The organism is Acidovorax sp. Root70, assembly GCF_001428225.1.
Taxonomy (GTDB): Bacteria; Pseudomonadota; Gammaproteobacteria; order Burkholderiales; family Burkholderiaceae_C; genus Acidovorax.
Genome location: NZ_LMHQ01000012.1, coordinates 21,582 through 34,481, shown reverse-complemented (window position 1 = coordinate 34,481; position 12,900 = coordinate 21,582). Strand labels below are relative to the sequence as shown.

General features: G+C 64.8%; 12 protein-coding genes and 1 pseudogene. 5 read left to right on the top strand and 8 right to left on the bottom strand.

Going from position 1 to position 12,900, the window contains the following annotated elements; translation table 11 throughout:
• Window positions 1–168: 168 nt before the first annotated feature.
• Window positions 169–795, top strand: a complete 627-nt coding sequence (gene petA / locus ASD94_RS07745; protein WP_056640918.1) for a ubiquinol-cytochrome c reductase iron-sulfur subunit — start codon at window positions 169–171, stop codon at window positions 793–795.
• A 47-nt stretch (window positions 796–842) separates the two neighbouring features.
• Here petA and ASD94_RS07740 read toward each other — a convergent pair whose 3' ends face one another.
• Entirely contained in the window at window positions 843–1,730 is an 888-nt protein-coding gene (locus ASD94_RS07740; protein ID WP_056640915.1) for a LysR family transcriptional regulator, read from the bottom strand.
• Between the two features lie 101 nt (window positions 1,731–1,831).
• Between ASD94_RS07740 and argC the strand changes: the two are divergent.
• Window positions 1,832–2,786, top strand: a pseudogene (argC, locus tag ASD94_RS07735) (N-acetyl-gamma-glutamyl-phosphate reductase).
• A 120-nt stretch (window positions 2,787–2,906) separates the two neighbouring features.
• On the opposite strand, the gene ASD94_RS07730 reads toward argC, so the two are convergent.
• Window positions 2,907–3,842 (bottom strand): hypothetical protein, encoded by a 936-nt coding sequence (locus ASD94_RS07730; protein WP_235510601.1) that lies wholly within the window; start codon window positions 3,840–3,842, stop codon window positions 2,907–2,909.
• A 218-nt stretch (window positions 3,843–4,060) separates the two neighbouring features.
• Window positions 4,061–4,393, bottom strand: a complete 333-nt coding sequence (locus ASD94_RS07725; RefSeq protein ID WP_056640913.1) for a metal-sulfur cluster assembly factor — start codon at window positions 4,391–4,393, stop codon at window positions 4,061–4,063.
• A gap of 522 nt (window positions 4,394–4,915) precedes the next feature.
• Here ASD94_RS07725 and ASD94_RS07720 point away from each other — a divergent pair.
• Together ASD94_RS07720 and groL are read left to right on the top strand one after the other, a co-directional pair.
• Window positions 4,916–5,206, top strand: coding sequence for a co-chaperone GroES (locus ASD94_RS07720; RefSeq protein ID WP_005799501.1), 291 nt, complete (start codon window positions 4,916–4,918; stop codon window positions 5,204–5,206).
• Window positions 5,207–5,302: 96 nt separating this feature from the next.
• Entirely contained in the window at window positions 5,303–6,955 is a 1,653-nt protein-coding gene (gene groL / locus ASD94_RS07715; RefSeq protein WP_056640909.1) for a chaperonin GroEL, read from the top strand.
• Between the two features lie 122 nt (window positions 6,956–7,077).
• Here the strand turns inward: groL and ASD94_RS07710 are convergent, their stop codons facing one another.
• The 3 genes from ASD94_RS07710 to edd form a co-directional block, all read right to left on the bottom strand.
• On the bottom strand, window positions 7,078–7,377 hold the full coding sequence (locus tag ASD94_RS07710) for a DUF805 domain-containing protein (protein ID WP_015012623.1): 300 nt from the start codon (window positions 7,375–7,377) through the stop codon (window positions 7,078–7,080).
• A 228-nt stretch (window positions 7,378–7,605) separates the two neighbouring features.
• Window positions 7,606–8,262, bottom strand: coding sequence for a bifunctional 4-hydroxy-2-oxoglutarate aldolase/2-dehydro-3-deoxy-phosphogluconate aldolase (eda, locus tag ASD94_RS07705; protein WP_056640906.1), 657 nt, complete (start codon window positions 8,260–8,262; stop codon window positions 7,606–7,608).
• Complete coding sequence (gene edd / locus ASD94_RS07700; RefSeq protein WP_056640902.1) at window positions 8,253–10,022, bottom strand: phosphogluconate dehydratase; 1,770 nt, start codon at window positions 10,020–10,022, stop codon at window positions 8,253–8,255. The genes eda and edd overlap by 10 nt, the downstream gene beginning before the upstream one ends.
• A 101-nt stretch (window positions 10,023–10,123) precedes the next feature.
• Between edd and ASD94_RS07695 the strand changes: the two genes are divergently transcribed.
• Entirely contained in the window at window positions 10,124–11,056 is a 933-nt protein-coding gene (locus ASD94_RS07695; RefSeq protein ID WP_056640898.1) for an SMP-30/gluconolactonase/LRE family protein, read from the top strand.
• A 54-nt stretch (window positions 11,057–11,110) separates the two neighbouring features.
• On the opposite strand, the gene ASD94_RS07690 is transcribed toward ASD94_RS07695, so the two are convergent.
• Together ASD94_RS07690 and ASD94_RS07685 are read right to left on the bottom strand one after the other, a co-directional pair.
• Window positions 11,111–11,551, bottom strand: a complete 441-nt coding sequence (locus ASD94_RS07690) for a GFA family protein (RefSeq protein ID WP_056640895.1) — start codon at window positions 11,549–11,551, stop codon at window positions 11,111–11,113.
• 47 nt (window positions 11,552–11,598) lie between these two features.
• Window positions 11,599–12,831, bottom strand: coding sequence for an AGE family epimerase/isomerase (locus ASD94_RS07685; RefSeq protein WP_056640893.1), 1,233 nt, complete (start codon window positions 12,829–12,831; stop codon window positions 11,599–11,601).
• Between the last annotated feature and the right edge of the window lie 69 nt (window positions 12,832–12,900).

Sequence of the window (12,900 nt, the reverse complement as noted above, 5' to 3'; positions counted from 1 at the left end):
CATCGCGCGCGCAACCCATTGAATTCACGGGCTTTTCATGCAGTGCGTGCCATGGCAGGCCGGTCTTGCGGGTGATGGCACGTCGTTTGCGGTAAGGCATGGCCACCCGCAGCGTTGTGGGCGGTGGGCGTCACCCCGTCGAGCCCCCTCTCTCTCAGAAAGCACCCCATGGCCCTCCACCCCGCGACACCGAATGGATCCCTTCCAGGCACCCAGGGCAACCCCTCCGCAGAGCGTCGGCAGCTGGTGCTGCTGACAGCGGCCACGGGCTGCGTGGCGGCGGCAGGGGTTGCCGTGCCCCTGGTGTCCAGCCTCGCCCCCAGCGAACGCGCCCGGGCCATGGGCGCCGGTGTGGAGGTAGACATCAGCGACCTGCCGCCCGGCGGCGTGAAGACGGTGGAATGGCGCGGCAAGCCCGTGTGGATCATGCGGCGCACGCCCGAAATGCTGGCCGCCCTGCCCCAGCAAGACGCCGCGCTGGCCGACCCCGCCTCGCGCAAGGACCAGCAACCCGAGTACGCCCGCAACCCGCAACGCTCCATCCGCCCGGAGGTGTTTGTCACGGTGGGTATCTGCACGCACCTCGGCTGCTCCCCCACTGCCGTGCCCGCAGGCACCAGCAACCCCAGCGTGGGCGACCAATGGCAGGGTGGTTTCTTTTGTCCCTGCCACGGCTCCACCTTCGACCTGGCGGGCCGCGTCTTCAAGAACAAGCCCGCACCCACCAACCTGGAGGTGCCGCCGCACCGCTACGTGTCCGACACCCGGCTGCTCATCGGGGACGACGCAGCCTGAGCGACAGGCTGCGGCCTGGGGCAGCAAAATCCCGGTTGAGCTTCGCGTCACACCTGCTTTTGCTGCCACAGCACATCCAGCACATGCTGGGTGGCGCGCTCCACCGGGCCCGCGCGGTGGGCAATGCCCAGGGGGCGCCACAGCCGGGGCTGCACCGGCAGCATGCAGATGCGCGGGTCCAGCGGCGTGGCGGTGGAGGCCTCATGCGGCAGCAGTGTGGCTCCGTAGCCCGCAGCCACCAGACTCTTGATGGCATCGTTGTAGTTGAGCTGGATGCGCGCCTTGGGTTGCTCGCCCGCCAGGGCCAGCCATTCGCTCGTCAGACGCGACAGGCTGGTGCCGTCGTCATTCAGGATCAACGGCTGCCCAGCCAGCCACTGGGGCGTGACCCTGCGGGGTGCCGCCCAGGCCGAGGGGACAAACGCCATCACCGGGTCGCGCCGCCACGGCATCACCGTCACCCCGCGCACCGAGACCATGGGCAAGGCCACCAGGCCCACGTCCAGCGTGCCCAGCGCCAGCCGCGACACAGTCTCCTGCGACGTGAGCACCGCCACCTGCACGTCGATGCCGGGGTGGTGCTGGCCGAGCACCTCCAGCGCCTGGGGCAGCAGGTGCGCGATGGCGCCGGTGGACGCGCCCAGGCGCACCCGCCCCTCCAGCCCCTGCACCTGGCGCCGCACCAGGTCCATGGCCTCGTCGGCATCGGCCAGCAGGCGCCGCGCCCGCTCCACCAGCACCTCGCCCGCGCCGGACGGCCGCACCTCGCCCCGCTTGCGCACCAGCAACGGCGCACCAATCAACGCCTCCAGGTCCGCAATGTGCAGACTGACCGTGGGCGGCGCCAGGTGCAGCGTACGGGCCGCTTCGGCAAAAGACCCGAGGTCAGCGATGGTGACCAGGGTGCGCAGCCGGTCGAGATTGAGTTCGCGCATGACGTTCAGCTGAACTGATCTTGATGTTTGTGAAATTCAACTTTTCAAAGTTTAGACCGACGCCGAAGATTCCACATCCCCCCATGCCAGGAATCCGCACCATGACCAACCAGCCCCTTATTTTTATTGACGGCGACCAAGGCACCACCGGCCTGCAAATCCACCAGCGCCTGCACGGCCGCACCGACCTGCAGCTGCTGACACTGCCCGAATCCGACCGCAAGAACCCCACGCGCCGCGCCGAAGCCATCAACAGCTGCGACATCGCCATCCTGTGCCTGCCCGACGCCGCCGCCCGCGAATCCGTGGCCGCCATCCACAACCCCGCCGTGCGCGTGATCGACGCCAGTTCGGCCCACCGCACGGACGCGCAATGGGTCTATGGCTTTCCGGAGATGGATGCGGCGCAGGCCGCGCGCATCGCCAGCGCGCAACGCGTCAGCAACCCTGGCTGTTACCCCACAGGCGCCGTCGCCCTGCTGCGGCCCCTGGTGCAGGCCGGTTTGCTGCCCGCCGACCATGCACTCAACATCCATGCGGTGTCAGGCTATTCCGGCGGTGGTCGTGCCCGCGTGCAAGCGCACGAAGGCCCCGAGGCAGCCCATGCGCCCGCCTTCCAGGTCTACGGGCTGCAGCTGGAGCACAAACACACGCCCGAAATCGCGCAACACGCCGGGCTATCGCAGCGGCCGTTTTTCTTGCCCTCGTACGGCGCCTTCCGCCAGGGCATTGTGCTGACCGTCGGGTTGCATCTGCGGCAGCTCGCGCCGGGCACACAAGGCGAATACCTGCACGCCTGCCTGCAGCAGCACTATGCCGACGCCCCCCTTTGTCGAGGTGATGCCCCCCGCCGCTACCGAAGCAGCCGAACACCTGGACCCACAGGCCCTGAACGGTACCAACCAGCTGCGGCTGGGGGTGTTCAGCAACGCCCGCCACGGCCAGGTGCTGCTGACCGCCGTGTTCGACAACCTGGGCAAGGGCGCCTCGGGGGCGGCGGTGCAGAACCTGGACTTGATGATGGGGCGGTCCATTGAACAAGCGGGTGCGGCATGACGCTCCAGATCGCCGGCCGATCGCAGGCCACCGTCTCTTAAAGACATGGGGAGTCGGTGCGACACGGCACTGGAAATTGCCGCGCCATTCATCACGGCCAGCGAGGGGTGGCCGAGAGCTTCACGACCTATCTTGTTTTGGCGCACCGGAGCGGTGGCGCGCCTGCCAGAGCACCGCGGCCCCGACCATCACGGCCGCAAACAAGGCAATGGCTACCGCGTTGAGCAGGGCTCCGGTGCCCCGCCACGCAAAGTCGTTCAGCCCGATGCCCAACCGCACGATCAGCGACAAATGCAGTACCGCCAGCGGCACATAGAACAGTGAGCCGAATTGAAGCTTGATGCGAGCGATGGCAGGAAGAATTACCGGAGCATGCCCCATCATCATGCTTACGATGAACCCCAGCCCCAGAGCATGCAGCGCGGCATCGCGCAGCGGAAGACCCAGCGCGGCGCCGATCCAAGCCCACCCGGCAACCGCTAGCCACGCATAGCCCCCCAGCAAACACACTGCCATGAAACGCGCCAGGCCTTGGGCCAGCACGGTGCGACGCGCGATGTCAAAAATGCCAAGCCACAGCGCCAGGCAAAACAGCGAAAGGCCGTAGAGCACGCCACCGGCCCGCACAGAGAACGCTGACAGCGCGGCACCTGCGGCCAGCGCACCCAGGAGCAGCCAAAGCGACACCTGCGCCCCTGGACGTCTGCGCATCAACCGCGTCATTTCCAGGCGCTCAGCGGCAATCGTCATCACCAGAAAGGCAAACCACCAAGGCACGCTGGACATGTCCTCAGGCCGTAACAGGAACAACAAGCTACCCGTCAGCCATGCCAGCGCGCTGGCGAGCAGCAAGACGGTATGGGCGGCACGCTGGCGATGAACCACCACCACGTTGACCCCCACGAACACCACAGCGGCCACCGCAAGCAGCCATGCACCCGCTGTCGTCAGACCCGCCAGCAGGCACAGCCCACCCCACCCGGAGGCCACCGGCGCCAGCCAGGCCGCGTGCCGCTTGACCGCAACGGCTCGCTCGATACCGATGACGGTGCCCATGAACCCGCAAATCATCAGCGCCCCGTGGCTCACCGCTCCATTCCCTAACCAATGGCCACCCGAAAAGGGCAAAGACAGCACCCAACCGGCTCGCAGCAGGCCCCCTGCGATGCCGCCCAGCAGCGAGATGGCAACCAGTATCAAAAGGATGGGGACGAAGCGACTGGCGTGCGTGGACGCCGCTCGCAGCCTGGCGGGAGATGAACCCGCCGGAGTGGTCACCACCCCATGAAGCGCTTGGCGCTCTCGCTCAAGCGGTCGGTGGACCATGGTGGCTCCCAGACCAGCTCGACCTGGATCAACAACTCCGGTGGCATGTCACGATCCAGCTCAGCTTCGATTTCTTCAAGGATCACGTCAGTCACGGGGCACGCTGCAGAGGTCATGGTGACCCGGGCATGCAGCTTTCCTTGCGCCACGGTGACTCCGTATACCAGCCCCACATCCACCACATTCAGGGCCACCTCGGGATCGACCACCCGGCTCAGCGCCGCCACTATGGGTTGGCGCAACTCCTCGGGACCATCGTACGGGAAAGGCGCTTCGCTCATGGCAAAGCCCGCACCGCAGGGCGCCCACTCGTTATCGACAAAGCAACAAGGGGATGAGCCATAGGTCCCGCATGAAGGGGAGCCAGAGGGGCGCCCGCGGGGGATGTTCGCGCCGAGGCTGTGAACTGGAACATTGCGGCTCCTGAAGGAAAGTCAGCTGTCATGCATTATGGATAGCAATCAAAAGCGCAGACCGATACGGGTCGGAGATGGTTGCGAGGGCGTTTTCTCACCCTTGCCGCGGCACTTGTTCCCCCCAAGCAGCAAAAGCCTGCCCCCAATCCACCGCGCAACGCTCAGCGCCCCATGGAAACTGCACCCAGGCGGGCGTTTTCCAAACAACTGGCTCAGAAGCCCCACCTGATTGGCGGGGTGTCTTGAAATGGCCACAAATGCCCGTATCATTAGCACTCACCGCAGACGAGTGCTAACACCGCACTCCCTGCTGGCAGTTTGGCAGCCTCGGATGGCCGGGGCTGTGTGAGTCCCTCAGCTTTTTTTACTGAAAACAGGAGCAATGCAATGAACCTTCGCCCCCTGCACGATCGCGTGATCGTCAAGCGTATCGAAAGCGAAACCACGACCGCCTCCGGCATCGTGATCCCCGACAACGCCGCTGAAAAGCCCGATCAAGGTGAAGTGCTGGCCGTCGGCCCCGGCAAGAAGAACGACAAGGGCGAGCTGATTGCCCTGAACGTGAAGGTCGGTGACCGCGTTCTGTTCGGCAAGTACTCGGGCCAGACCGTCAAGGTCAAGGGCGACGAGCTGCTGGTGATGAAGGAAGACGACCTGTTTGCAGTGGTCGAGAAATAATTTCTCGCCCCTCTGAATCACTCATCTTTTCATAGCTGATAGCGCTTATCAAATAAGCGCTATCAGGCAATTTGAATCAAATTTTAGGAGCCAAACATGGCAGCAAAAGACGTAGTTTTCGGCGGCGAAGCCCGCGCTCGCATGGTTGAAGGCGTGAACATCCTGGCCAACGCGGTCAAGGTCACGCTGGGCCCCAAGGGTCGCAATGTGGTGCTGGAGCGCTCGTTCGGCGCCCCCACCGTGACCAAGGACGGTGTGTCCGTGGCCAAGGAAATCGAACTCAAGGACAAGCTGCAGAACATGGGCGCCCAGCTTGTGAAGGAAGTGGCGTCCAAGACCAGCGACAACGCTGGTGACGGCACCACCACCGCCACCGTGCTGGCACAAGCCATCGTGCGCGAAGGCTTCAAGTACGTGGCCGCTGGCATCAACCCCATGGACCTGAAGCGCGGTATCGACAAGGCTGTGACGGCCCTGGTCGCCGAACTGAAGAAGGCTTCCAAGCCCACCACCACCTCCAAGGAAATCGCCCAAGTGGGTTCGATCTCCGCCAATTCCGACGAAACCATCGGCAAGCTGATCGCTGACGCCATGGACAAGGTTGGCAAGGAAGGCGTGATCACCGTGGAAGACGGCAAGTCGCTGGAAAGCGAACTGGACGTCGTGGAAGGCATGCAGTTCGACCGCGGCTACCTGTCGCCCTACTTCATCAACAACCCAGAAAAGCAATCCGCCATTCTGGACAACCCCTTCGTGCTGCTGTTCGACAAGAAGATCAGCAACATCCGCGACCTGCTGCCTACGCTGGAACAAGTCGCCAAGGCCGGCCGTCCCCTGCTGATCATTGCCGAAGAAGTCGACGGCGAAGCCCTGGCTACGCTGGTGGTCAACACGATCCGCGGCATCCTGAAGGTTGTGGCTGTCAAGGCTCCTGGCTTCGGCGATCGCCGCAAGGCCATGCTGGAAGACATCGCCATCCTGACGGGCGGCAAGGTCATCGCTGAAGAAGTGGGCCTGACCCTGGAAAAGGTCACGCTGGCCGATCTGGGCCAAGCCAAGCGCATCGAAGTGGGCAAGGAAAACACCATCATCATCGACGGCGCTGGCGCTGCAGCTGACATCGAAGCCCGCGTCAAGCAAGTGCGCGTGCAGATCGAAGAAGCCACGTCCGACTACGACCGCGAAAAGCTGCAAGAGCGCGTGGCCAAGCTGGCTGGCGGCGTGGCCGTGATCAAAGTCGGCGCTGCCACCGAAGTCGAAATGAAGGAAAAGAAGGCCCGCGTGGAAGACGCACTGCACGCGACCCGCGCTGCTGTGGAAGAAGGCGTTGTGGCCGGTGGCGGCGTGGCTCTGCTGCGTGCCAAGCAAGCCGTGGGTGACTCGGTCAAGGGCGACAACGCCGACCAAGAAGCCGGTATCAAGCTGGTGCTGAAGGCCATCGAAGCGCCTCTGCGCGAAATCGTGAACAACGCCGGTGGCGAAGCCTCCGTCGTGGTGAACGCTGTGCTGGCTGGCAAGGGCAACTACGGCTTCAATGCCTCCAACGACACGTACGGCGACATGCTCGAACTGGGCATTCTGGACCCCACGAAGGTCACCCGCACGGCTCTGCAGAACGCTGCCTCCGTGGCATCGCTGCTGCTGACGACCGAAGCCATGGTGGCTGAGGCTCCTAAGGATGACGCCCCAGCTGGCGGCGGCATGCCTGACATGGGCGGCATGGGTGGTATGGGCGGCATGGGCATGTAATTGCCCGGCCCCTGCGCAGCGGCCTGGTGTTGACTGCGCAGCCCATGACAAAAAAGCCCGCAGGCCTTACGGTCTGCGGGCTTTTTTATGGAGCCAGCTCGCGGCGCTGGCCTGCCGTGGCTTTATTCCCCGCTGGGTTGCACCCACCAATAGATCAGCACCAGGGTGCCGATCCCGGTGAGCGACAGCAGCTGCCACCAGCCGGAGCGCCCAATGTCATGCAAGCGGCGCGCGCCCACGGCCAGCGCGGGCAGCAGCAGGGCCAGGGCAGCAATGCCGTAGAGCACCTGGCTGATCATGGTGGCAATCACCAGCACGCCGAGCTGGAACAGCGCGAACCACCAGAACTCGGAGCGTGGCGCACGGCCCGAAAACCCTGCGTACTGCGCGAAGCAGCTTTTGACAGCCGAAACAAAATCCATAGCGAACTCCCTCTCTTGAACAATCGTTGCTCGGTCACGGGGTATCCCCGCGCGGCCATGATAGAGGGGCGCCACGACAAGTCCAGCGGACTAGGTACACGCAGCGGTCACGCTGTGCCGCCTGCGCCACGGGCCTGCGCCATCAAATGCTCTTATTTTGATAGCTGTCAGCGCATATTGCACTAGCGCATGGGGCGCTTTTTGCTGCAAACCCAGCGCCAGCGATCCCTAGGCCGCCTTGCGCAACGCCTGGGTGTCGCGCGCCAGTTGCGTGATGCGCGCCCAGTCGCCCGCACGCACCGCGTCGGTGGGCGTGAGCCACGAGCCGCCCACGCAGCGCACATTGGGCAGCGCCAGGTAGTTGGAGGCAGTGGCGTTGGTGATGCCGCCGGTGGGGCAAAAGCTCACCTGGCCAAACGGGCTGGCCCAGGACTTGAGCAGCGGGATGCCGCCCACGGCCTCGGCCGGGAACAGCTTGAGGAACGAGAACCCATCGGCCAGCGCCGCCATGATCTCGCTCGACGTGGCCACGCCGGGCAGCAGCGGCAGGTTCAGGCCCTTGCAGGCGCTGCCCACGGCCGACGTGTAACCGGGGCTTACGGCAAACCGCGCACCGGCTTCGCTCGCACGGCGGGCGTCATCGGCGTTGAGCACCGTGCCCACACCCACCACGGCCTCGGGCAGATGGCGGGCGATGCTTTCGATGGCGGGCAGACCGGCCGCGGTGCGCAGCGTCACCTCCAGCACCTTCACGCCACCGGCCAGCAGGGCCTCGGCCAGGGGCAGCGCGTCTTCCACGCGGTCGATCACGATGACGGGGATGACCGGGCCGTGGCTGGCGATGTCGAGGGGATTCATGGGGGTGGAAGCAGGGGTTACAGCCATGTGCAGGCTCCTTGTTCGGCACCGCCTGCGTGGCGGCGAAAGTTGGTGAAGAGTTCACGGCCAAAGCCGACGGGTGATGGGGCGTTGAAGGGTGCCGGGGCGCGAGCGGCCCATTCGGCATCGTCCACCAACACATCGAGCGTGCCCGCAACCGCATCCACCCGAACGATGTCGCCATCGCGCACCTTGGCCAGCGGGCCACCGGCCAGTGCCTCGGGCGTGACGTGGATGGCGGCAGGCACACGGCCCGATGCGCCGCTCATGCGGCCGTCGGTGACCAGCGCCACCTGGAAGCCCTGGTTCTGCAGCACCGCCAGCGGGGGCGTGAGCTTGTGCAGCTCGGGCATGCCGTTGGCCTGCGGGCCCTGAAAACGCACCACGGCCACCATGTCCTGGTTGACCTCGCCCGCGCTGAAGGCGGCGAGCAAGGCCTCCTGCGAATCAAAAACGCGCGCTGGTGCTTGGATGATGTGGCGGTCTTCGGGCACGGCCGAGACCTTGATCACCGCACGGCCCAGGCGGCCTTGCAGCAGGCGCAGCCCGCCCGTGGGTGAGAAGGGTTCGCTCACAGGCCGCAGCACCGAGGTGTCGCCCGACACGGGGGGCGCACTCTTGCCGCCATCGGCAATGCCACCGGCGTTCACGCTCATCACATCAGGATGCATGAAGCCGCCGGCCAGCAGTTCGCGCAAAATCCAGGGCGGGCCGCCTGCGGCCTGGAACTGGTTCACATCCGCATCGCCGTTGGGGTACACGCGGGCCAGCAAGGGCACCACGGACGAGAGTTCGTCAAAGTCCGTCCAGTCGATCAGGATGCCCGCGCTGCGTGCAATAGCCACCCAATGGATCAGGTGGTTGGTGGAGCCGCCCGTGGCCAGCAGGGCCACCATGGCGTTGACAATGCAGCGCTCGTCCACCAGTTTGCCGATGGGGGTGAAACGCGATCCGCGCTTGCCGATGTCGAGCACGGTGCGCAGCGCCTGGCGGGTGAAGGCCTCGCGCGCCTCGGTGCCGGGCGACTCGAACGCCGCACCGGGCACGTGCAGGCCCATGGCTTCGAGCAGCATCTGGTTGCTGTTGGCCGTGCCGTAAAAGGTGCAGGTGCCGGGGCTGTGGTACGCGGCCGACTCGGCCTTGAGCAGCTCGTCGCGGCCCACCAGGCCTTGTGCGTACTGCTCGCGCACCTTGGATTTGTCTTTGTTCGACAGGCCCGTGCCCATGGGGCCTGCAGGCACAAACACGCAGGGCAAGTGGCCGTAGTGCAGCGCACCGATCAGCAGACCCGGCACGATCTTGTCGCACACGCCCAGCAGCAGCGCACCATCGAACACATCGTGGGACAGCGCTACCGCAGTGGCCATGGCAATGGCATCGCGGGAGAACAGCGACAGCTCCATGCCGGGCGTACCCTGTGTTACCCCATCGCACATCGCGGGCACGCCACCTGCCACTTGCACTGTGGCTCCTTGCTGGGCTGCTTCATCACGCAGCACGGCGGGATAGCTCTGGTACGGCTGATGGGCCGAGAGCATGTCGTTGTAGGCCGTGACGATGCCGATGTTGGGCGCCTTCTCGACCGTGACCTTGAACTTGTCAGAACCCGGCAGCGCCGCATAGGCATGGGCCAGGTTGGCGCAGCCCATGCGGTCTTGGGCGGGCTTGCGGGCGATCATGGCGTCAACGCCGGCAAGGTAGGCGCCGCGGGTGTCTGCGCTGCGCTGGACAATGCGCTCGGTCACGCGCGCTACAACTGGGTGCATGGAAGTCTCCATCGGTGGGTGGCAAGGCCCCGGGGCGATGTGCCCGGCGCCTGTTATCTGAGGCCCTAGAATGTAACTCGATAACCACCCCGCTTCAACCCATGTCCCTGCAAACCTTGCCCTTGCCTCCGTCCGAACTGGGCGAATCGCCCTTCTGGCACCCCACGGAAAAATCCTTTTACTGGTGTGACATTCAGGGACAAGCGGTGCACGCATGGCATCCTGACAGCGGCCACCACCGGCAGTGGCGCATGCCCAGCGAGCCCGGCTGCTGCGCGCCTGCGGCTGATGGTCGATTGGTAATCGGGTTACGAAACGGTTTCTATCTTCTGGATGCGGCCAAGGACAGCGCAGACCCTACCGCCCTCACCTGCCTGGCCCTGCTGCCGCCCGAGCAGCATGACACCACGGTCCTGCGCCTGAACGACGGCCGCTGCGACACCGCAGGCCGTTTCTGGGCGGGCTCGGTCATCACGCCCCGCACGGCGCCGAATGCCGCGCTGTGGTGCCTGCAGGCCGATGCCAGCAGCGCCACCGGCTACCGCGTGCGCCACATGGCGGGCAACAACTTCACCGCCAACGGCCTGGCTTTCAGCCCCGACGACCGCACGATGTACTGGTCCAACACACCCGAACACCGCATCGACCAATTCGACTTTGATGTGTCTACCGGCGAGATCACCAACCGCCGCCCCTGGGTGCAGTTCGACCGCAAGGTAGAAGGCCAACCCTATGGCGGCAGGCCCGATGGCGCAGCGGTGGATGTGGAGGGGAACTACTGGGTGGCGATGTACGAAGGGGCTTGCGTGTTGCAGCTTTCGCCAGCGGGTGAGGTTCTGCAGCGCATTGCGGTGCCGGTGCAGTGTCCGACCATGGTGTGTTTTGGGGGGGTGGATTTGCGCACGTTGTTCATTACGTCGGCGCGGGCGGGGAGGCCTGCCCGGGAGCAGGAGGCACCGATTCCGGCAGGGTCATTGTTCAGTGTGCGGGTGCAAGTTGCCGGTCTGCCAGTCAACGCATTTCAATGTGCATGAAAATGAGCGATCCAGAGTGCCCAGCGGCAATGCTTGCAGGCCCGTTTTCCCAGCTTACCGATTGGCCGTGTATCGCAGCCAGCCAGCAATCATTCCGCTGCGTCCACCAACATCCTTAGGGTGCATCCGCCCTTCGCTGACGGGCACCTCTTCGAAGTCGAAAGGGCTCATCCCTTCGATACACGCGACATTGATCCCGTATTGATCAGGAGAGGACCGGCGTTGATGAAACGTGTAGATGCCGCAGCGGGAGCAAAAGTAGTGTTTGGCCTCACGCGTGTTGAACTGGTACAGGGTCAATACATTCGCGCCTTGCAATACCTTCATATCGCTCAAGTTGGCAGAAACAGCCACCGCGCCACGCATGCGGCAGTAGGAGCAGTTGCATCTACGGGCACTGCGCAAGCCGTCTGTGAGCTGTACCTCAAACCGAACTGCACCGCAATGACAGGCCGCTTGGTACATGGGCCGACTCTCAGTGGCGATCTCGCTCATACACAAACCTCGTCCTTGGAAATGGCAGTAGCCGCCATTCTCCGCGCTCAAGTCCCCGCTGCCACCACCCCCAACACGTCATAACACGCCCCCATGTCGTGATAGTCCACCTTCCCCGCATTGCTCTTTTCGCGGGTGGTGTTGCGGTTGTCGCGGTGCAGGATGCGAAACCACGCGCCGTGTTGGTGGTCCACAAAGTGGGCCCAGCAGTAGGCCCAGATGCGGTCGTACCACTGCCAGTAGCGCTCGTCGCCCGTGCGCACCGCCAGCACCGCCGCAGCCGCCATGCTTTCGGCTTGCACCCAGTGGTATTTGCCGTCGTCGCAGATGCTGCCGTCGGGCGCCATGCCGTAGTACAGGCCGCCGTGTTCGGCATCCCAGCCGTGCTCTACGGCGGCATCGAACAGGCGCTGTGCACAGGGCAGATGCCAATCAGCGGGGTGCAGGGCATCCAGCTGCAGCAGCAGCTTGGCCCATTCGGTCTGGTGACCGATCTGGTAGCCCCAGGGGCGGAAGATGTTGCTGCGGTCGTGGCGGTTGTAGTCCCAGTCCACGGACCAGTCGGCGTGGAAATGTTCCCACACCCAGCCTCCGGCAGCGGGGGCGACGGCAGCGGTGGACAACACCGCCTGCCGCTGACAGATACCTTGCGCGAGTTGCTCCGCACGCTCGATGTAGCGACGCTCTCCCGTGGCGCGGAAGGCCGAGATCATGGCCTCGCAAGCGTGCATGTTGGCGTTCTGGCCCCGGTAGCTGGTCAGCTGCCAATCGGGGCTGGCCTCGTCGGCATACAGGCCAGCGGCGGGTTGCCAGAAGTGCTTCTCAGCCGTTTGAAAAGCCTCAGCCAGCCAATCGCGGGCCTCGGGCACTCCGGCCTCGTAAGCACGGGCATAGGCCAGCATCACAAAGGCCATGCCGTAGCAGTGCCGTGTGGCGTCCTGTATGGTGGCGCGGCCCTCCTGCCAGTCGATCTGCCAGGCGTAGCCGCCCGTGGCAGGATCGAGAAACGCGGTGCTCAGGAACGTGAGCGCGTGCCGCATGCCCACTTGGTAGCGCTCCTCGCCCGTGGTGCGATAGAGCATGGCATGCGTGATTACAAAACGCGTAGCGCTGACGAGGTGGCGGGTGCGCGGGTTGTAGACCGTGCCATCGTCCAGAAAGAAGTGGAACTGCCCGCCGCTCGGGTCCGTGGCCACGGGGTCGTAGAACGCCATGGTGGCCCGCAGATGCTGGCGCAAAAAGGCACCGGAACGGAAGTCTGGCAGGGGCGGGATCGCCATGGTGTGTGTCTCCTGTTCTTTGGACTGCTGGCGAGAAACCGCGCCGGTTTCTGCCGGTAGGGCGCCTGG